The 18,648-nt window shown below is 64.4% G+C and carries 18 protein-coding genes; 10 read left to right on the plus strand and 8 right to left on the minus strand.

Features of this window, described 5'->3' with window-relative positions; all coding sequences use genetic code 11:
• Positions 1-233 precede the first annotated feature (233 nt).
• Complete coding sequence (locus tag ACIP21_RS23650; protein WP_400692825.1) at positions 234-2,087, minus strand: DUF4105 domain-containing protein; 1,854 nt, start codon at positions 2,085-2,087, stop codon at positions 234-236.
• Positions 2,088-2,162: 75 nt separating this feature from the next.
• Entirely contained in the window at positions 2,163-2,651 is a 489-nt protein-coding gene (locus ACIP21_RS23655) for a DUF3015 domain-containing protein (protein WP_054887210.1), read from the minus strand.
• Between the two features lie 254 nt (positions 2,652-2,905).
• On the opposite strand from ACIP21_RS23655, the gene ACIP21_RS23660 reads away from it, so the two are divergent.
• The 5 genes from ACIP21_RS23660 (at position 2,906) to ACIP21_RS23680 (ending at position 7,648) form a co-directional block, all read left to right on the plus strand.
• Positions 2,906-5,344: a Lon protease family protein gene (locus tag ACIP21_RS23660; protein ID WP_400692828.1), complete on the plus strand. Its 2,439-nt coding sequence runs from the start codon at positions 2,906-2,908 to the stop codon at positions 5,342-5,344.
• Between the two features lie 163 nt (positions 5,345-5,507).
• Complete coding sequence (locus tag ACIP21_RS23665; protein ID WP_400692830.1) at positions 5,508-5,846, plus strand: hypothetical protein; 339 nt, start codon at positions 5,508-5,510, stop codon at positions 5,844-5,846.
• Positions 5,847-5,943: 97 nt separating this feature from the next.
• Entirely contained in the window at positions 5,944-6,432 is a 489-nt protein-coding gene (locus tag ACIP21_RS23670) for a TIGR00645 family protein (RefSeq protein ID WP_003247486.1), read from the plus strand.
• 206 nt (positions 6,433-6,638) lie between these two features.
• Positions 6,639-6,944 (plus strand): DUF6482 family protein, encoded by a 306-nt coding sequence (locus tag ACIP21_RS23675; RefSeq protein ID WP_400692832.1) that lies wholly within the window; start codon positions 6,639-6,641, stop codon positions 6,942-6,944.
• Positions 6,945-7,030: 86 nt separating this feature from the next.
• A complete protein-coding gene (locus ACIP21_RS23680) occupies positions 7,031-7,648 on the plus strand; it encodes an FKBP-type peptidyl-prolyl cis-trans isomerase (RefSeq protein ID WP_400692835.1) in 618 nt (205 codons plus the stop codon).
• A gap of 99 nt (positions 7,649-7,747) precedes the next feature.
• On the opposite strand, the gene ACIP21_RS23685 is transcribed toward ACIP21_RS23680, so the two are convergent.
• From ACIP21_RS23685 to ACIP21_RS23695, 3 genes are all read right to left on the minus strand, one after another.
• Positions 7,748-7,993 (minus strand): hypothetical protein, encoded by a 246-nt coding sequence (locus ACIP21_RS23685; protein WP_400692837.1) that lies wholly within the window; start codon positions 7,991-7,993, stop codon positions 7,748-7,750.
• Between the two features lie 82 nt (positions 7,994-8,075).
• Positions 8,076-8,417 (minus strand): zinc ribbon domain-containing protein YjdM, encoded by a 342-nt coding sequence (locus tag ACIP21_RS23690; protein WP_400692839.1) that lies wholly within the window; start codon positions 8,415-8,417, stop codon positions 8,076-8,078.
• Positions 8,418-8,583: 166 nt separating this feature from the next.
• On the minus strand, positions 8,584-9,552 hold the full coding sequence (locus ACIP21_RS23695; protein ID WP_400692840.1) for a polyprenyl synthetase family protein: 969 nt from the start codon (positions 9,550-9,552) through the stop codon (positions 8,584-8,586).
• A gap of 244 nt (positions 9,553-9,796) precedes the next feature.
• Here ACIP21_RS23695 and rplU point away from each other — a divergent pair, with 244 nt between their 5' ends.
• From rplU to ACIP21_RS23720, 5 genes are all read left to right on the plus strand, one after another.
• Positions 9,797-10,111: a 50S ribosomal protein L21 gene (rplU, locus tag ACIP21_RS23700; protein ID WP_003247466.1), complete on the plus strand. Its 315-nt coding sequence runs from the start codon at positions 9,797-9,799 to the stop codon at positions 10,109-10,111.
• Between the two features lie 37 nt (positions 10,112-10,148).
• Positions 10,149-10,406, plus strand: coding sequence for a 50S ribosomal protein L27 (rpmA, locus tag ACIP21_RS23705; protein ID WP_003247464.1), 258 nt, complete (start codon positions 10,149-10,151; stop codon positions 10,404-10,406).
• 188 nt (positions 10,407-10,594) lie between these two features.
• Complete coding sequence (gene cgtA / locus ACIP21_RS23710; RefSeq protein ID WP_400692841.1) at positions 10,595-11,824, plus strand: Obg family GTPase CgtA; 1,230 nt, start codon at positions 10,595-10,597, stop codon at positions 11,822-11,824.
• A gap of 85 nt (positions 11,825-11,909) precedes the next feature.
• A complete protein-coding gene (gene proB, locus ACIP21_RS23715; protein WP_400692843.1) occupies positions 11,910-13,028 on the plus strand; it encodes a glutamate 5-kinase in 1,119 nt (372 codons plus the stop codon).
• Positions 13,025-13,486, plus strand: coding sequence for a CreA family protein (locus ACIP21_RS23720; protein WP_400692845.1), 462 nt, complete (start codon positions 13,025-13,027; stop codon positions 13,484-13,486). The genes proB and ACIP21_RS23720 overlap by 4 nt, the downstream gene beginning before the upstream one ends.
• A gap of 141 nt (positions 13,487-13,627) precedes the next feature.
• On the opposite strand, the gene mksF is transcribed toward ACIP21_RS23720, so the two are convergent.
• Genes mksF through mksB form a run of 3 tightly spaced genes read right to left on the minus strand, consistent with a single transcriptional unit; the run spans position 13,628 to position 18,430 of the window.
• The gene (gene mksF / locus ACIP21_RS23725) at positions 13,628-16,459 is read right to left on the minus strand and encodes an Mks condensin complex protein MksF (RefSeq protein WP_400692848.1); all 2,832 of its coding nucleotides are present in this window, start codon (positions 16,457-16,459) and stop codon (positions 13,628-13,630) included.
• A complete protein-coding gene (gene mksE, locus ACIP21_RS23730; protein ID WP_400692850.1) occupies positions 16,456-17,163 on the minus strand; it encodes an Mks condensin complex protein MksE in 708 nt (235 codons plus the stop codon). The genes mksF and mksE overlap by 4 nt, the downstream gene beginning before the upstream one ends.
• Positions 17,153-18,430 carry an Mks condensin complex protein MksB gene (mksB, locus tag ACIP21_RS23735; RefSeq protein ID WP_400692853.1) on the minus strand — a complete coding sequence of 426 codons (1,278 nt, stop codon included), beginning with the start codon at positions 18,428-18,430 and terminating at the stop codon, positions 17,153-17,155. The genes mksE and mksB overlap by 11 nt, the downstream gene beginning before the upstream one ends.
• Positions 18,431-18,648: the final 218 nt, after the last annotated feature.

Genomic DNA, 18,648 nt, shown 5'->3' on the forward strand with positions numbered 1-18,648 from the left:
TACCGCAAAGTCTAGGTGGCGGTTTGTCGGGGGGCTGTCAAAACAGTGTCAAAGAGTCGGTTGGATCACATTGCCGGCCTTCATGCGGTCAGTGTGGGAGCGGGTTTACCCGCGAAGCAGGCGCCGCGATGGATGGCACGGGCTTCGCCCGTGTTCGCGGGTGAACCCGCTCCCACAGGGATCGCGCCCGCTTTTAGACATCGAGTAAGGCAGTCGCTCCAGCAATGGCCGCGTCAGTAGTGATACCACTTCACCTCCAGCATCACTTCATTCTGCGCCGTCGCCAGGTGGCTGAATTCCCGCGAGGCGCTCAACCTCAGCCCCAGGTTCTGGCTGATCTCCCACTGCTGGTTCAGGCTCAGGCTGCGCCGCACTTCGCCATTGGTGAAGTAATCGCCCTTGGCCTCCAGGGTCATGTTGCCCAGCCCGTTGCGCCACAACAGCCCGCCATTGAACCCCGCCGCCGGGGCGATGAACTGGGAGAAGTCGTTGTGGTGCTCGACCCGCACCGTGCCCAGGGCAAAGCCCAGCAAGCCGTCGGCCAGCTGCCAGGTGCCACCGGCGCCACCATTCACATGGCTTACCAGCACCTCGTCGTCATGCTTGCCCGGCACCCGCTCAAGGCCGCCTGCCACCTGCCAGGACCAAGGCTTGAGCAATTCGTTGCGCGGGGTCAGCGAGCGGATGGTGGCCAGGTCCAGGCGCTGCACCTGCCAGTCGTTGCCTTCGTACTGGCGCAGCTTGAGCTGGAGGATCTCGATCTGTGCGCCCAGGGGGAAGCCATCGGCGTTGTCGTTGAGGTCGTGGTAGGCCATGCGCAGGCCGTACTCGGCATAGGCACGGTCTTCGCGGGTGCCGACGCCCAACTGCCAGGTGCGCGAGTCGTGGCCGTCCTCGGGCAGGCCGGGGCGTTCGATCTGCAAGGGGGGCGGCGGGTTGGCGTTGATCGCCCGCAGCAGCTCGAAGCTGCGCTTGGCCTGCCCGGGGTCGCGTTCCTGGCCGTTGGCCCGGTAGCGCTCCAGGCGGTAGGCGGCGTCCTGCACCAGGGCCTGGCGCTCGCGGGGCAGGGCCTGGAAGGCGGGGCTGTGCAATTGCGTGGTGTCGGCGCTCACCGCCAGCACCTGGTGTTTTTCATCGATATCCAACGGTTCGGCGCGGGCCAGCAACTCGCGCTCGCGGGAGGGCCGGTACGTCTCGCTGGCGACCAGGCCCGACTGTTTCACCGCCTTGACCGTGTCGGTGGGGATGGCGGTGAGCGGGAACTGCGAGGTCAGGTCGAGGCTTGGCCGGGCCACCTGCAGCAGTTCCAGCAAGCGGTAGGAGCAGTTCTCGTCGAAGAAGAAGTAGTCGAACTGGACCTGCTTCAGCTCCCACACGTGCTCGACCATGCGCCCGGTCTCCTGGGGCGTCAGGTCCAGCTGGTATTCCCACAGGTCGCGGTTCTCCAGGCTGCGGTATTCGGAGAGTTTTTCCTGGTAGGGCATCAGCGCGAACAGGCCCGGGTAGCCGCCCATCAGGCCTTTCCAGGCATACAGGATGCTGTTGTCGCTGCCCTCGATGTAGGCGCCGAAATTGATCGCGTAGCTCAACAGCGTGGTGTCGTCGCTGCGGGTGCTGGACTGGTCGATGCGCAGCAAGGTGTGGCCGAACATCGACGAGGGGCTGTTCAGGTAGGCCGCCGGGAAGATCAGCGCGGCGCTGTGCGGGTCGATCGACTGGTACCAGGTCTTGAATTCCTGGCAGTCCGGTTGCGGCAGGTCGTGCAGGTCGAGCTGCTCGCGCAGCCAGCGGGTACGCGCGGGGAACACGCACTGGGCATGCTTGTCGCCCAGATTGGCCGGGGCGTACAGCGCCTGCACCGTGGCCCGCAGCTCCTGGTCCGGGTGATGCGCGCCGTCGTCGGCGAGAAAGAACTTGCGGTCGTCGACATAGCTGCGCCAGCCGCCGAGCTTGGCGGTTTCGTAATGGCCCAGGGCGATCCAGTACGGGGTGTTGGCCAACTGTTGCACGCGGCTGTCATCGAGCGCGGGCGCGGCATGAACGGTGGCGCAGGCCAGCGGCGCCAGGTAAGCGAGGCGTTTGAGCATATCGGGCAACTACTTCTGAACGATGCCGAAAAAAGGTCAAGCCCGCCCCAGAGGCTGGGGCGGGAACAACTGCACTCAGGCCTCGGTGGCGTATTTGGCCAGGCGTGGGTCGTTCTTCAGAACGGCCAGGGTGTTGCTGTGCACAGTCTCGGCAGTCACGTCGGCGCTGCTGAAGATCTGGTTGAAGTGCTGGTGGGTGACCGAGGCGAAGTAGCCGCGATCTTCCGGCGCCACGCCGAGGACCACGGCGTAGGTGGTCAGGGCTTCGCCCTGGCCCATGGCCATGTCTTCGGACAGCTCGTTCATCATGCCGTTCATGGCGAACCACGACTTGCCGCCGTAGGTCAGCGAAGCCTTGGTCGAGCAGCCGTTGGTGCCCGAGGTCATGCCGAAGGTGGCGTTGCCGGAGGTGCCGTTGGTGGTGGAGGCCAGGAAGTGGGCCGGGGTGCCGCGCTGGCCTTCGAACAGCATGTTGCCCCAGCCGCAGTTCGGGCCGCCTGGTGCTTCGGCCAGGGCGTTGAGGGAGACCACGGTGAACAGAGTACCCAGAAGAATCCGTTTCATAGCAGTTGTTCTCTATTTGTCTTAACCAAGGGTCAGGGTTACTGGCAACTCGGTTGCCAGGTCGGGAAAGCGTTTCACCCACCCGCGCAGCTTGGAGTTTAGGCACGATCTAAAGGTTGCGTTGTTGATTGCGAAAAATTTGCACGTACATGACGCTATCCCGGCTGCGACATAAAGTCCTGCCGAGCCTTGCAAGGCGCGCGCGGGCAGCGCCAGAATGCTGCGTATCTGCCCCGCCGAAGTAAGGAAACCCAATGCCCGATCCTGTCGCTGCGCGCCTGCGTCTCGCGCCTGAAGCCCTGACCCGGCGTTTCTCCCCCGAGCAGTTTGCCTTTACCAATACCGACGATCTGGAGCCGTTTCGCGGAGTCCTGGGCCAGGAACGTGCTGTCGAGGCCCTGCAGTTCGGCGTGGCCATGCCGCGCCCCGGTTACAACGTGTATGTGATGGGCGAGCCCGGTACCGGCCGCTTCTCGTTCGTCAAACGCTACCTCAAGGCCGAGGGCAAGCGTCAGCACACCCCGGCCGACTGGGTCTACGTCAACCACTTCGACGATACCCGCGAGCCCCGCGCCCTGGAGCTGCCGTCCGGCAGCGCAGCCGCGTTCATCAGCGACATGGGCGGGTTGATCGACAACCTGCTGGCGACCTTCCCGGCGGTCTTCGAGCACCCGTCCTACCAGCAGAAGAAGGGCGCCATCGACCGCGCCTTCAACCAGCGCTACGACCGCGCCCTGGACGTGATCGAGCGCGCCTCGCTGGAAAAGGACGTGGCCCTGTACCGCGACGCCAGCAACGTCGCCTTCACTCCGATGGCCGACGGCAAGGCGCTGGACGAAGCCGAGTTCGCCCAGCTGCCGGAAGAGGTGCGCGAGCAGTTCCACGAGGACATCGCCCTGCTCGAGGAGCGCCTCAACGAAGAGCTGGCCAGCCTGCCCCAGTGGAAGCGCGAATCGAACAATCAGCTGCGCCAGCTCAACGAAGAAACCATCACCCTGGCCCTGCAGCCTTTGCTGGCGCCGTTGTCGGAAAAGTACGCGGAGAACGCAGCGGTCTGCGCCTACCTGCAATCCGTGCAGCTGAACCTGCTGCGCACTGTGGTCGAGCAACTGGTCGAAGACAGCAAGACCGACGCCGTGGCGCGCAAACTGCTCGAAGAGCAGTACGCGCCGAGCCTGGTGGTCGGCCACCATGCCGATGGCGGCGCGCCGGTGGTGTTCGAGCCACACCCGACCTACGACAACCTGTTCGGCCGCATCGAATACAGCACCGACCAGGGCGCGCTGTACACCTCCTACCGCCAGTTGCGCCCGGGGGCGCTGCACCGCGCCAACGGCGGCTTCCTGATCCTCGAAGCGGAGAAGATGCTCGGCGAGCCGTTCGTCTGGGACGCCCTCAAGCGCGCCCTGCAGTCGCGCAAGCTGAAGATGGAATCGCCGATCGGCGAACTGGGCCGTGTCGCCACGGTGAGCCTGCAGCCCCAGATGATCCCGCTCAACGTGAAGCTGGTGATCATCGGCTCGCGCCAGCTGTACTACGCGCTGCAGGACCACGACTCGGACTTCCAGGAGATGTTCCGCGTGCTGGTCGACTTCGACGAAGACATGCCGATGGTCGACGAGAACCTCGAGCAGTTCGCCCAGTTGCTGCGCACCCGCACCAACGAAGAAGGCATGGCGCCGCTGACCAGCGACGCGGTGGCGCGCCTGGCCACCTACAGCGCCCGCCTGGCGGAAAACCAGTCGCGCCTGTCGGCACGCATCGGCGACCTGTTCCAGCTGGTCAGCGAAGCCGATTTCATCCGCCAGCTGGCCAGTGACGAAATGACCGACGCCGGCCACATCGAGCGTGCGCTCAAGGCCAAGGCCACGCGCACCGGGCGTGTGTCGCAGCGGGTGCTCGACGACATGCTCGCCGGCATCATCCTGATCGACACCGAAGGCGCGGCCATCGGCAAGTGCAACGGCCTCACCGTGCTGGAAGTCGGCGATTCGGCGTTCGGCATGCCGGCGCGCATTTCCGCCACCGTGTACCCGGGCGGCAGCGGCATCGTCGACATCGAGCGCGAGGTCAACCTCGGCCAGCCGATCCACTCCAAGGGCGTGATGATTCTCACCGGGTACCTGGGCAGCCGCTATGCCCAGGAGTTCCCGCTGGCGATTTCCGCCAGCATCGCCCTGGAACAGTCCTACGGCTACGTGGACGGCGACAGTGCGTCCCTGGGCGAGGCCTGCACGCTGATCTCGGCACTGTCGCGCACACCGCTCAAGCAGTGTTTCGCCATCACCGGCTCGATCAACCAGTTCGGCGAAGTGCAGGCGGTGGGTGGGGTCAACGAGAAGATCGAGGGCTTCTTCCGCCTCTGCGAGGCCCGTGGCCTGACCGGCGAGCAAGGGGTGATCATCCCGCGCGCCAACGTTGCCACGCTGATGCTCGACGAGCGTGTGCTGCAGGCGGTGGAGAGCGGCATCTTCCACGTCTACGCGGTGAGCCAGGCCGACGAGGCGCTGAGCCTGCTGGTGGGCGAGGACGCCGGTGAGCTGGACGACAAGGGCCAGTTCAGCGAAGGCAGCGTCAACGCCCGCGTGGTCGAGCGCCTGCGCGAGATCGCCGAGATGATCAGCGAGGAAGAGATCGAGAAGGCAGAAAAGGAGCGCCTGGAAGAGGTGATTGCCCAGGCCAAGCCGGCCTGAGTCAATAAATCGGCGTTGGCGGCCATGTGCTACCGTTCAGCGCCGGTTTTCCATCTTTTCCTGCCGTTCTTCTATGCTGGAACTTAGGACGGTATCAGGGTTCAGGATGGAAACAGCCTGGGTGTTCCGGGCTGACACAGGGCTCATTGGAGGGGACGCGGCCATGCGCAACCTCAGCCTTACTCGCCAGTGCCTGGGCCTGGTGACCCGCATCGAATGCAGCATCCGTCCATTGGCCGGCGACAACGGCATGTGGACCTTGCTGTTCGCCGCCGGCATGGCCGGTGAGCAACCCTCGGCCATCAAGGCCCAGGGGCCGTTCCATGGCCCGCTGGTGGCCGAATCGGTGCTCAGTGCCATCGTCGACAGCCTGACCCTGCACGGGTACCAGGTGGCCGAGGATCCGCAGATCTGGTGCCTGCACCTGCAGGCACAACTGCGCCGGATCAATGGCGAGCGCTGTCGCAACCTGGGGGACTACCAGTTTCATCCGGAAACCTGAAAGGGCAGGGCAGTAGCCGCTTAGGCTTTTGCTGTCACAGATGGCTGGCTATACTCGCGCTCGCTTTTTCAGTCACCTGACGAGTCCCAAACCCTTCATGGAACGTATTCTCGAAAATGCGATGTATGCCTCGCGCTGGCTGCTCGCACCTATCTACTTTGGCCTGTCCCTTGGCCTGCTGGCGCTTGCGCTGAAGTTCTTCCAGGAAGTCGTGCACGTGCTGCCCAACGTCTTCGCCCTCAGCGAAGCCGACCTGATCCTGGTGATCCTGTCGCTGATCGACATGTCGCTGGTGGGCGGCCTGCTGGTGATGGTGATGATCTCGGGCTACGAGAACTTCGTCTCGCAGCTGGACATCGACGAGAGCAAGGAAAAGCTCAACTGGCTGGGCAAGATGGACTCTTCGTCGCTGAAGATGAAGGTCGCCGCGTCGATCGTGGCGATTTCCTCCATCCACCTGCTGCGGGTGTTCATGGATGCGCAGAACATCTCCACCGATTACCTGATGTGGTACGTGATCATCCACATGACCTTCGTGGTCTCGGCCTTCTGCATGGGCTACCTGGACAAGCTGACCAAGCACTGAGTCCTGGCAGGCCCCTTTCGCGGCTAAAGCCGCTCCCACAGGTACCGCACAGGTTCGAACTTTGCGCAGTACCTGTGGGAGCGGGTTTACCCGCGAAGCAGGCGACGCGGTCCAACTGACGAGCGGCGTCAGCAATACCTTGTGTAATCCCCCGCCCCGTACAAAAAATGAGCACTCATGCGTGGTTCCCATCGCGAGGTGATCTCATGAATCTACATCAACTCAACACCGAGGCCAGGGCCGGCCACGTCGACGAACTCAACCTGATTGCCATCGAAGGTGGCGACTACCTGCTCGAGGCCCGGGTCAAAGGCCATGCCCACCCCTTGGCCGACGACAGCGGTCAGCGCCTGCGGGTGCGTTCGGTGGAAGACGCGCGCACCGTGCTCAAGACCATCCCGATGGTTTCGATGAACCTGGTGCACTGGTCGGTGCAGGACGAAATGTGCGGCATGGGCTCGCACCCCGAGGAAGACCTCAAGGTCCCGATTTCCCAGCGTTCGGCCTGGTAGCTGCTCGCGCCGCTTCCAGTGTGCTAGGCTGCTCGCCCTTTTCATCAAGGGCGCGGCCTCGCTGCGTCCTGCAGTGGAGCACGACCATGTCCGAACTCAACCTGTCCACCGACGAACTGCGCGTCAGCTACGGCATCGGCCGTCAGCTGGGCGGCCAACTGCGTGACAACCCGCCACCAGGCGTGAGCCTGGAAGCCATCCTGGCTGGCCTGACCGACGCCTTCAACGGTGCCGACAGCCGCGTCAGCGAAGCCGACCTGTCGGCCAGCTTCAAGGTCATCCGCGAAGTGATGCAAGCCGAAGCTGCCGCCAAGGCCGAAGCCGCCGCTGCTGCCGGCAAGGAATTCCTGGTCGAGAACGCCAAGCGTGACGGCATCACCACCCTGGCTTCGGGCCTGCAGTTCGAAGTGCTGACCGCAGGTGAAGGCGCCAAGCCGACCCGCGAAAGCAATGTGCGCACCCACTACCACGGCACCCTGATCGACGGCACCGTGTTCGACAGCTCCTACGACCGTGGCCAGCCGGCCGAATTCCCGGTTGGCGGCGTGATCGCTGGCTGGACCGAAGCCCTGCAGCTGATGAACGCTGGCAGCAAATGGCGCCTGTACGTGCCGAGCGAGCTGGCCTACGGCGCCCAAGGCGTTGGCAGCATCCCGCCGCACAGCACCCTGGTGTTCGACGTCGAGCTGCTCGACGTTCTGTAAGACCTGCTCAAGGCCATTCGCGGGTAAACCCGCTCCCACAGTGATTAGCGTTCCCCTGTGGGAGCGGGTTTACCCGCGAAGAGGCCGGGCCTGCCAGCCTCAATTCCAGTCCGTTCCCCCGGGGCGCAACGCCCGCGCATAGCAGAACAGAAACAGATTACGCACCAGCTCCTTGAGCACGATCGGCTCGCTCGAATTCAACCCGTTCAAATCCAGGTCACCCTGGTCACGCAGCTCGTCGAGCGCTTCCTGCTCGAGCACCGCGCACACCTCACCGGTTTCCCGGTGAAGAATGCGCAGGTAAGGGTGGGGGCGGTCCAGCCAGGCGTCGATCAGATAAGTCATGGCTATTCTCCTTGGATAGCGGTTTCCAATGAGAATAATTCTTATTATCAGAATAGCAAGCGCCAATTGGCGGATTTTGTAATCAGACCTTTCGCACGAATTCCGACTTGAGCTTCATCGCGCCGATGCCGTCGATCTTGCAGTCGATGTCGTGGTCGCCGTCGCACAGGCGGATGTTCTTGACCTTGGTGCCGACCTTGACCACCAGGGACGAGCCCTTGACCTTGAGGTCCTTGATCACGGTGACGGTGTCGCCGTCCTGCAGGGTATTGCCCACCGCATCCTTTTTCACCACGTCATCGCCGGCGGCTTCGGTTTCGCCGTTGGCCGACCACTCGTGGGCGCACTCGGGGCAAACCAGCTGGGCGCCATCTTCGTAGGTGTATTCGGAATTGCAGTTGGGGCAGGGTGGCAGCGTGCTCACTTCGGATCCTTAAACAGACGGGCGGTTAAAAGCCCACATTGTATAAGGTTTTGCCGTTGAAGTGTTTTTGTCCGTACAAATGCATTCGCGGGTAAACCCGCTCCCACAGGGCTTGTGGGGGCCCTGTGGGAGCGGGTTTACCCGCGAATGAAGGCGACTCGGTCTGTCAGTGGGTACGGGCTACAGCAAACTCGCTCAGCTCGACCAGTGCATCCCGGCATTCACCCGCCGGCAGCACTTCCAGGCACTCGATCGCCCGCTTGACGTAGTCACGCGCCAGTTCCGCGGTGTACTTCAGTGCACCGGAATCCTTGACCGCCTGGCGAATCGACTCGAGGTCCTCCAGGCCACCTTTCTGGATCGCCTGGCGCACCAGCGCCGCCTGCTCCGGGGTGCCTTCGCGCATGGTGTAGATCAACGGCAGGGTCGGCTTGCCTTCGGCCAGGTCGTCGCCGACGTTCTTGCCCAGGGCTTCGGCGTCGCCTTCGTAGTCGAGCAGGTCGTCGACCAGCTGGAAGGCCACGCCCAGGTGGTCGCCGAAGGTGCGCAGGGCTTCACGCTGGGCCTCGCTGGCACCGGCCAGCGCCGCGGCGCTGTGGGTCGACGCCTCGAACAGCATCGCGGTCTTGCCGCGGATGACGTCCATGTACACCTCTTCGGTGGTGCTGGCGTCGCGTACTCGCGACAGCTGCAGCACTTCGCCTTCGGCGATCACCCGGGTGGCCTTGGAAAGGATCTGCATGACCGGCATCGAGCCCAGCTCGACCATCATCTCGAACGAACGCGAATAGAGGAAGTCGCCCACCAGCACGCTTGGCGCATTGCCCCACAGGGCATTGGCGGTGGAGCGGCCACGGCGCATGCCGGACATGTCGACCACGTCGTCGTGCAGCAGGGTGGCGGTGTGCAGGAACTCGATGGTCGCGGCCAGCAGGCGCAGGTCGTCGCCTTCGCGGCCCAAGGCCTTGCCGCACAGCAGCACCAGCAGTGGGCGCAGGCGCTTGCCACCGGCCGAAGTGATATAATCGCCGATCTTCGATACCAGCGGCACGCGCGAGGTCAGCTGCTTCTTGATGATCTCGTCGACGGCGCTGAAATCGTCAGCGACCGCGCGGTAGAAAGATTGGGGTTGCATCGGTTGCTCCAGTGAGGTTGCGCGGCATGCTAGGTCGCGGGTCCCGGTGTGTCAAGGCGCGGTGCCTGAGGGAAGGGGGCACCCCTTGCAAGCAAAACTCCGGTTGCGTACAATCGCGCACCCTAACTTCCTGGGCAGCACCTGCCTTACGCAATTGCACAGGGCCGTTCCAGCCCCATGCAGCCATGCCAGCCAATACTCATCATATAAAGCGCTGGGTGAGCAGGATTATCGGAGAAATACCATGTCTTACGCAGTAATCGTTACCGGCGGCAAGCAGTACAAAGTCGCTGAAGGTGAATTCCTCAAGATCGAGAAACTGGAAGTCGCCACTGGCGAATCCGTGACCTTCGATCGCGTTCTGCTGGTTGCCAACGGTGAAGAAGTCACCATCGGCGCACCAGTCGTCGCCGGCGCTAAAGTGGTTGCCGAAGTCGTTTCGCAAGGCCGTCACGACAAGGTTCGCATCATCAAGTTCCGTCGTCGTAAGCACCACATGAAGCGTATGGGCCACCGCCAGTGGTTCACCGAGATCAAAATCACCGGTATCCAGGCTTAATCGCCCGGTTCCCCTGAATCTACTGGAGAATTGAACCATGGCTCACAAGAAGGCTGGTGGTAGTACTCGTAACGGTCGCGACTCAGAATCGAAACGCCTTGGCGTGAAGATGTATGGCGGCCAGGTTATCAAGCCAGGCAACATCATCGTCCGTCAGCGCGGCACCGAATTCCACGCTGGCTACGGCGTTGGCATGGGCAAGGATCACACCTTGTTCGCCAAGATCGAAGGCGTGATCAAGTTCGAGAAAAAAGGCGAGTTCATGCGCCGTTACGTGAGCATCGTCGCCGCCTGATCGCGACGTCGCTCCAGAAGCCCCGTCATGCGACGGGGCTTTTTCGTTTGTGGTGAGCCTCTTGCAAAGCTGTTTGTTTGGGCTGCCGGCGTGGGTTTCTACGGTCGTACGGGGCCGCCGCGCTCATTTTTGCAAGAGCCTCAGGTTTTTCAGTATTCAACTCGCCCACAGGCGAGAGGCGGTTTTGAATGAAGTTTGTTGACGAAGTATCCATTCGGGTCAAGGCCGGTGACGGCGGCAACGGTTGCATGAGCTTCCGTCGCGAGAAGTTCATCGAGAACGGCGGCCCCAACGGTGGCGACGGCGGTGACGGTGGTTCGGTCTACATGGTGGCCGACGAAAACCTCAACACCCTGGTCGACTACCGCTACACCCGTCACCACGAAGCCCAGCGCGGCTCCAACGGTGGCAGCACCGACTGCACCGGCAAGAAGGGTGAAGACCTGTTCCTGCGCGTGCCGGTCGGCACCACCGTGATCGACGCCTCGACCCAGGAAGTGATCGGCGACCTGATCACCCCTGGCCAGAAGCTGATGGTCGCCCAAGGCGGCTGGCACGGCCTGGGCAACACCCGCTTCAAGTCCAGCACCAACCGTGCGCCACGCCAGACCACTCCAGGCAAGCCGGGCGACCAGCGCGACCTGAAGATGGAAATGAAGGTGTTGGCCGACGTCGGCCTGCTGGGCCTGCCGAACGCCGGCAAGAGCACCTTCATCCGCTCGGTGTCGGCCGCCAAGCCGAAAGTCGCCGACTACCCGTTCACCACCCTGGTACCGAACCTGGGCGTGGTCAGCGTCGACCGCTGGAAAAGCTTCGTCATCGCCGACATTCCCGGCCTGATCGAAGGTGCCTCCGACGGTGCCGGCCTGGGTATCCGCTTCCTCAAGCACCTGGCGCGTACTCGCGTGTTGCTGCACCTGGTCGACATCGCGCCGCTGGACGAGAGCAGCCCGGCCGATGCCGCCGAAGTGATCGTCAACGAGCTGACCCGCTTCAGCCCGTCGCTGGCCGAGCGTGAGCGCTGGCTGGTGCTGAACAAGGCGGACATGGTCATGGACGACGAGCGCGACGAGCGCGTCCAGGAAGTGATCGACCGCCTGGAATGGGAAGGCCCGGTCTACGTGATCTCGGCCATCTCCAAGCAGGGCACCGACAAGCTCAGCCACGACCTGATGCGCTACCTCGAAGACCGCGCCGACCGCCTGGCCAACGACCCGGCCTACGCCGAAGAACTGGCCGACCTCGACCAGCGCATCGAAGACGAAGCCCGTGCCCAGCTGCAGGCCCTGGACGACGCCCGTACCCTGCGTCGCACTGGCGTCAAGAGCGTGCACGACATCGGCGACGACGACGATGCCTGGGACGATGATTTCGAGGACGACGAAGACGGCCCGGAAATCATTTACGTGCGCGACTGACCGGTTGCAGTACACTGAACGCCGCTCACGAGAGCGGCGTTTTTGTATCCACGGTATCTACAGATTCGACATAGGTTGGAAGAAGATGCGAAGCAAGGTGACGGGCGCCAAGCGCTGGGTCGTGAAGATTGGCAGTGCCCTGCTGACCGCCGATGGCAAGGGCCTCGACCGCGGCGCGATGGCCGTGTGGGTCGAGCAGATGGTCGCGCTGCGGGAAGCGGGCGTGGAGTTGGTACTGGTCTCCTCCGGGGCCGTGGCTGCCGGCATGAGCCAGCTGGGCTGGACTTCCCGACCGAGCGCGATGAACGAGCTGCAGGCGGCCGCCTCGATCGGCCAGATGCGCCTGGTGCAGGCCTGGGAGTCGAGCTTCGGCGAGCACGGCAAGCACACCGCGCAGATCCTCCTGACCCATGACGACCTGTCCGACCGCAAGCGTTACCTGAACGCCCGCAGCACCCTGCGTACCCTGGTGGACCTGGGCGTGGTGCCGGTGATCAACGAGAACGACACCGTGGTCACCGACGAGATCCGCTTCGGCGACAACGACACCCTGGCCGCGCTGGTGGCCAACCTGGTGGAGGCCGACCTGCTGGTGATCCTCACCGACCGCGACGGCATGTTCGACGCCGACCCGCGCAACAACCCCGAAGCCCAGCTCATCTACGAAGCCCGTGCCGACGACCCGTCGCTCGACGCCGTGGCCGGCGGCACTGGTGGCGCGCTGGGCCGCGGTGGCATGCAGACCAAGCTGCGCGCCGCGCGCCTGGCTGCCCGCTCCGGTGCCCACACCATCATCATCGGCGGGCGCATCGAGCGCGTGCTGGACCGCCTGAAAGCCGGCGAGCGCCTGGGCACGCTGCTGTCGCCCGAGCGCGGCATGCTGGCGGCGCGCAAGCAATGGCTGGCCGGCCACCTGCAGACCCGTGGCACCCTGGTGCTCGATGCCGGTGCCGTGCAGGCGCTGCGCCAGGCCAACAAGAGCCTGCTGCCGGTCGGCGTGAAGACCGTGCAGGGCAGCTTCCGCCGCGGCGAGATGGTGGTCTGCGTCGGCCCGGATGGCGTCGAGGTGGCCCGTGGCCTGGCCAACTACAGCGCGCTGGAAGCGCAGAAGATCATTGGCCAGCCGTCCGACGCCATCGAATCGGTGCTGGGCTACATCGCCGAGCCGGAGCTGGTGCACCGCGACAACCTGGTTCTGGTATGAAGTGGCTCAAGCGGGCGGTCGCCCTGGCAGCCTTTGCCCTGCCGATGCTGGCCGGGGCCGAGGAAGTCGGCCAGGTGTCCACCGTGTTCAAGTTCCTCGGGCCGAACGACCGCATCGTGGTCGAGGCGTTCGATGATCCCAAGGTCGAGGGCGTCACCTGCTACCTGTCGCGGGCCAAGACCGGCGGCGTGAAGGGTGGGCTGGGGTTGGCGGAAGACCGCGCGGAGGCGTCGATCGCTTGCCGTCAGGTCGGGCCGATCAACTTCAAGGGTGAGCTCAAGGATGGCGAGGAGGTGTTCAAGGAGCGCACCTCGCTGGTGTTCAAGACCATGCAGGTGGTGCGCTTCCTGGACAAGAAGCGCAATACCTTGGTGTACCTGGTGTATAGCGACCGCATGATCGAAGGCAGCCCGCAGAATGCGGTGACCGCAATCCCGATTCTGCCTTGGAATCATTGATGGCCCTGGGGAGGCCTTCAGCCTCCATTCGCGGGTAAACCCGCTCCCACAGGTGTTGCGCAAGCCTCAGGGGTAGCGCAGTACCTGTGGGAGCGGGTTTACCCGCGAATGGGCCGCAGCGCGGCCCCATACACCTGTAGATCAGGCCAACTCCTCGGCCTGATCCTCACGCACAACCGCCTTCACCTCATCCAGCCGGCTGATGTACTTCCAGTCCGCTTCGTCGATGTAGATGCCATTCGGCCCGCTGCCACCTTCCAGGTCGATCGCCACGCGCGCCGACACCTGCGGCTTCACGCTCGCCAGGATCGGTACGAAGCCCAGCTGCAGGCTGGTTTCCAGCAGCGCCGCCTGGTTGCGTTCGTCGATGTCCGCCGCCTCGTCCAGGTAGTACGGCAGGCGAATGCGCCCGGCCAGGTCGCGGTCCATCAGGTGCAGCAACAGGTACATGTTGGTCAGCGCCTTGATGGTCATGGTGGTGCCGTTGGATGCCGCGCCGTCGATGTCGGCGTGGATGATCGGCTGGCCATTGACCTTGGTGATCTCGAACGCCAGCTCGAACAGGTCCTTCAGGCCCAGCTGGTTGTGGTTGGCCGCCACCAGCCGTGCCAGGTATTCCTTGGCCTCTTCGTTCTTGTTGTCCTGGTCGGCGCTCTGGGTCAGGTCGAACACCGACAGGGTTTCGCCTTCCTCGTACTGGCCGGCACTGTGGATGATCTGGTCGATGTGCCTGAGCGCTTCCTTGTTCGGCGCCAGCACCACGCGGAAGCTTTCCAGGTTGGACACCTGGCGCTTGTTGATCTCGCGGTTGAACAGGGCCAGCTGGTGTTCGAGGCTGTCGTAGTCGCTGCGGATGTTGCGCAGGGTCCGGGCGATGTCGGTGACCGCCGCGCGGCGCGCCTTGGCCAGGGTCAGGGCCTCGTCGGTACGGTGCGCGTAGGCGTTCACCAGCAGTTGCAGGCGGCGCTCCATGTCGTCTTCGCTGTCGAACTTGGCCACGCCCTTGAGGCGCACCTGGGCGTACAGCGCCTCGATCTGGTTGTCGACCCGCTGCAGGGCCTGCCAGCTGTCCTGGTAGTCGTTGAGCATCGGCAGCAGGTTGTCCATGGAGTCGTCCACCGCTTCCATGAACGGCGTGCCGAACGGCAGGTCGGCCGGCAGCAGCTGGCGGCGGCGCAGGGCGTCTTCCAGGGTGCGCTGCTTGGACTCCAGGTCACCGATCTGGCGGCCGACCAACTGCAGCTTGGCCGACAGCTGCTGGACGCGCTCGGTGAAGGCGTCGCTGGAGCGCTTGAGTTCGTCCTGGGCGGCTTCCAGCTGCGCCAGTTGCTCCAGCTTCTCCGGCTCTTCGGCGCTGAGGGTTTCGCTGCGACGGAAATCTTCCAGGGCTTTCTGGGCGTCCAGCACTTCCTGGTACAGCGCCTCGGTCTGGGCCTTGGAGGCGGTGCGGTCGGCGGCCACCTGCTGCTGGGTCTTGAGCTGCTTGAGCTCCTTTTCCAGGCGCTCCTTCTGGTCGCGCAGGGCGGCGCGGTCGGCCAGGGCCTGCAGGGCCGGCGGGTCGATGTGGGTGAGGTCGATGGACAGGCCAGGGGCCTCGAAACGCTCGCCCTTGAAGCCGTCGAGCACCGCTTCCAGGGATTTCACCCACAGGTCGCTGTCGTCCAGCTCGATGCCGCGATCGCCCAGCGGCAGGCTGAACAACGCGCCGTTGAACAGGCGCATGAGGCGGTCGACGTCCTGCTGCGAGAACTCTTCGCGCAGGCGCGCATAACTGTTGTTGTCGGCGTGGTCGAGCTGCTGCTTGACCTGCTTCAGGCGCTTTTCCAGGTCGCGCACGCGCTCGTCGAGGTCTTCGGCGCTGAACTGGCGCGACTGGGCCAGGGCACCGGCCAGTTCGTCGTGGGCGTCCTTGGCCGCCAGCAGCCCCTGTTCCAGGACCTTGACGTCATCGACCAGGGCGAAGCGGTGCTTGAGCACCGACAGCTCGCCGAGCCAGCGCTGGATGCCGGTGATTTCACGCTCCAGGCGCATCAGCTCCTGGGTGCCGCCGCGCTGGTCGTTCTGCAGGCGGTCCTGCTCGCCGCGGAAGTGCTCGGCCTGGATCACCAGCTCTTCCTTGCGCGCCATGGCGTATTCCTGCCAGGTGCCCAGCAGGTTGTCGAGCAGCGGCGAAAGGCGGTGCAGCTTGCCGCGCAGGATGTCGCGCTGGGCCACGCCGCCGGCCAGGGCCTCGACCAGCGGGCCCGCGGCGACCAGGGCGTTGTAGTCCTGTTCCATGCGGCGCACGTCGCGGAAGGCTTCTTCGCAGGCGGCGATGTAGTCGACGCTGCCCGAGCGCAGGCTGTGCTCGAAAGCGTCGAGGAACAGCTGCTTGAGCTTGGCGGCGGTGATCTCGCGCATGTGCAGCAGGTTGATGAACAGCGCGCGGAAGGTCTTCAGGCTCTGCTCGCTGGTGGAGCGCAGCGGGATCAGGGTCAGGTCCAGCGGGCACGAGGTGTGGCCGCCGACCAGCAGCCGGCGCAGTTCGTCCGGCTTCAGTTCATAGGCTTTCAGGCCCAGGCGCTCGAGGTTGGTGAACAACTCTTTCTGGCGCAGGCAGGTGTCGTTCTTCTGGTAGTGGGCCAGGTCCAGCTCGCCTTTGTAGGCAAAGAACTGGTGGCCAAAGCCGCCGCCCGGGCCGCGGCCGACCACGCCGATCACGTGGGGGCCGTGGGGCAGGTTCAGTTCGCAGAGGATGTACGAGGTGTCGCTGGCGAAGTAGAACCGGCGCGACTGCTCCAGGCTGTACTTGCCGAAGCTCATGTCGGACATGCGCGCCAGGATCGGGAACTGCAGGGCGTTGATCGATGCCGATTTACCCAGGTTGTTGGCGCCGTAGACCGACAGCGGGTGTTCCAGGGGGAACAGGCCAAGGCTGTAGCCGGCGGTGTTGAGCAGTGCGAAGCGGCGGATGCCGTAGCGTTCCTGGCTCATGCGTCAATCTCCTGTTGCTCTTCGCGGATGGCCCGGGCCAGGGCGTCCTCTTCGCTTTCCTCGGCCTCGAACGGGCTGAGGTCGAGCGGGTCGTCGGTGCGGTTGAGTTGTTCCGGGCTTTCTTCTTCAGCCAGCACCGGGGTCGGCAGCGGCAGGTCGCTGTGCAGGCTGGCGGCCAGGTCGCGGTCCTGCTGCACCGACAGGCACACGTCGAGGAAGCGGTGCATCGGCGGCAGGAAGCGGTAGATGCCGCCTTCCTCATGGGCGAAGCCGAGCTGGGTCATGCGGCGCATGATCTTTTCTTCCAGCTCGTCGACGGTCTGCACTTCGGCCTGGAGGAACAGGTCGCGGTACTTGTCCAGCAGCGACGGCAGTTCGTCGCGGCCGATGCTGCCGCCGTCGAGCACGGCCATCGGGTCGCGGCCCTGGTCGGCCAGGTGCTCGACGATGATGAAGGTGAACAGCGACAGGCGCTGGGCGGTCTTGTTGACCTGCGCGGCGGCCTGTTCGGGGACGAAGTAGTAGAAGCCGCGGGTGTCGCACACCAGCTCGAAGCCCAGGGCCTTGAACAGGGTGCGGTACTGGTCCTGGAAGTTCGACAGCTGGGCGTACATTTCCGGGTCGCGGCGGCTGACGTGGAAACCCTTGAACAGCTCGCGGAAGATCGGCGCGAGCTGGGACAGTTCGGAAAGATCAAGATGCATTGGCTGGGCTCGCGGTGGTTTCAGGTTGCGCGTCGCGGCTGGACGTCAGGGCGAAGGAGCGCAGGCTGACCAGGTGTTCGTGGGTGGTGTACTCGCGCCGTTCCAGGCGTTCGCGCTTGAAACGCTTCTCCCGCGACAGGCGCGAGAACCAGTACAGCAATTCGTCGGTGGCGCCTTCGGGCTCCTGGTCCAGCAGCCAGACCATGAGGTCCGGCAGCGGCAGGGCGTCCTCGCAGCGTTCGAGCATTTCCTTGACCGTGCGCGGCGCGCGCGGCAGCGGGCCTTTCTGGGTCTTGTGCGCCTTGGGAAACTTGGCCGGTTTCGGCTCGAAGCTGGCCAGGGCGTAGACGTAGGCCTCGACCTGGCTGGCGCTGCCGAGGAAGGTGCTCTGTGGGCGGGTGAACAGTGGCATGGCCGCCTGCGGCACGGCGTCGATGCCCTTGCGCCGGATCACCGACAGGGCCAGGGCAGCGCCGCGGGTCACGGCGTTGTGCCGGCGCGCTTCTTCACGCAGCGGCAGCAGCAGTTCGCGGGCGTGGCGCAGGGTCAGCTGGGCGCTGGTCTGCATCTCGAGGATGCGCGCGTGGGTACGCAGCAGCATGTCGTCGTCGACCAGGTGGCCCAGGCGCGCCTGCTCGCCGAGCAGCTTGAGCAGCACGGTCTCGACCTTGCGCACGCCCTGTTCGAAGGCGCCGTCGGCGTTGACCAGCTGGATCATCGGCTCGACGTACTCGTCCCAGGTCGCCAGCACTTCGGCGTAACGCTGGCGCAGCGGAATCTGCCGGTTGCTGGTCTTGGCCCGTTCGGCCACGGCGACCAGGGCCTGCTCGTCGTTGTCGAGCTTCTTCAGCACGTCGCGCACGCGCATGTCGAGCAGACGCAGCTGGCGTGCCAGGTCGTCGCTGTCGCGGTTGTCGAAGGCGTCCTGGATGTGCCCGGCGAGGCGCTCCAGGTGGCGCAGGTAGGCCTCGATCTCCAGGCACAGGCCCAGCCGGTGCTCGCGGCGCAGGTAGGCGAGGAAGTCGTGGATCTGGGCGTTGAGCTCGAAACGGTTCGGGCTCTTGGCCACCGGCACCAGGATATCCAGGCGGATCCACACGTCGAGCAGCTGGGTGATGTCCTGCGGCGTGCTCTCCAACTGCTGGCGGCCCAGTTGCTGGCGCAGTTCCACCAGGCTCAGGGTGCCCTGGTCGAAACGCTCGCACAGCGGCTCGATCAGGGCCCAGTGTTCGGCTAGGGCGCGCAGGACGCGCTTGGGTTCGATCATTGGCGTCTACTCGTTGCCAAGTAAAAAGGGGGCGATTGTACTTCATCCCGGGGGGAGGATTTCACCCCTTGGTCTGTAATGAGGGATAACCTTTCCCCTCGTAAGGGTTTCACCGACCCCTGTGGGAGCGGGTTCGCCCGCGAAGAGGCCGGCCCAGGCAACAAAAATCCGCCGACCAGTTACGGCACAGGCCGCCCAACAAGGTTAGAATGCCCACC

Origin of the sequence: Pseudomonas sp. NPDC089401, from assembly GCF_044749485.1 — a bacterium.
Classification (GTDB): Bacteria; Pseudomonadota; Gammaproteobacteria; order Pseudomonadales; family Pseudomonadaceae; genus Aquipseudomonas.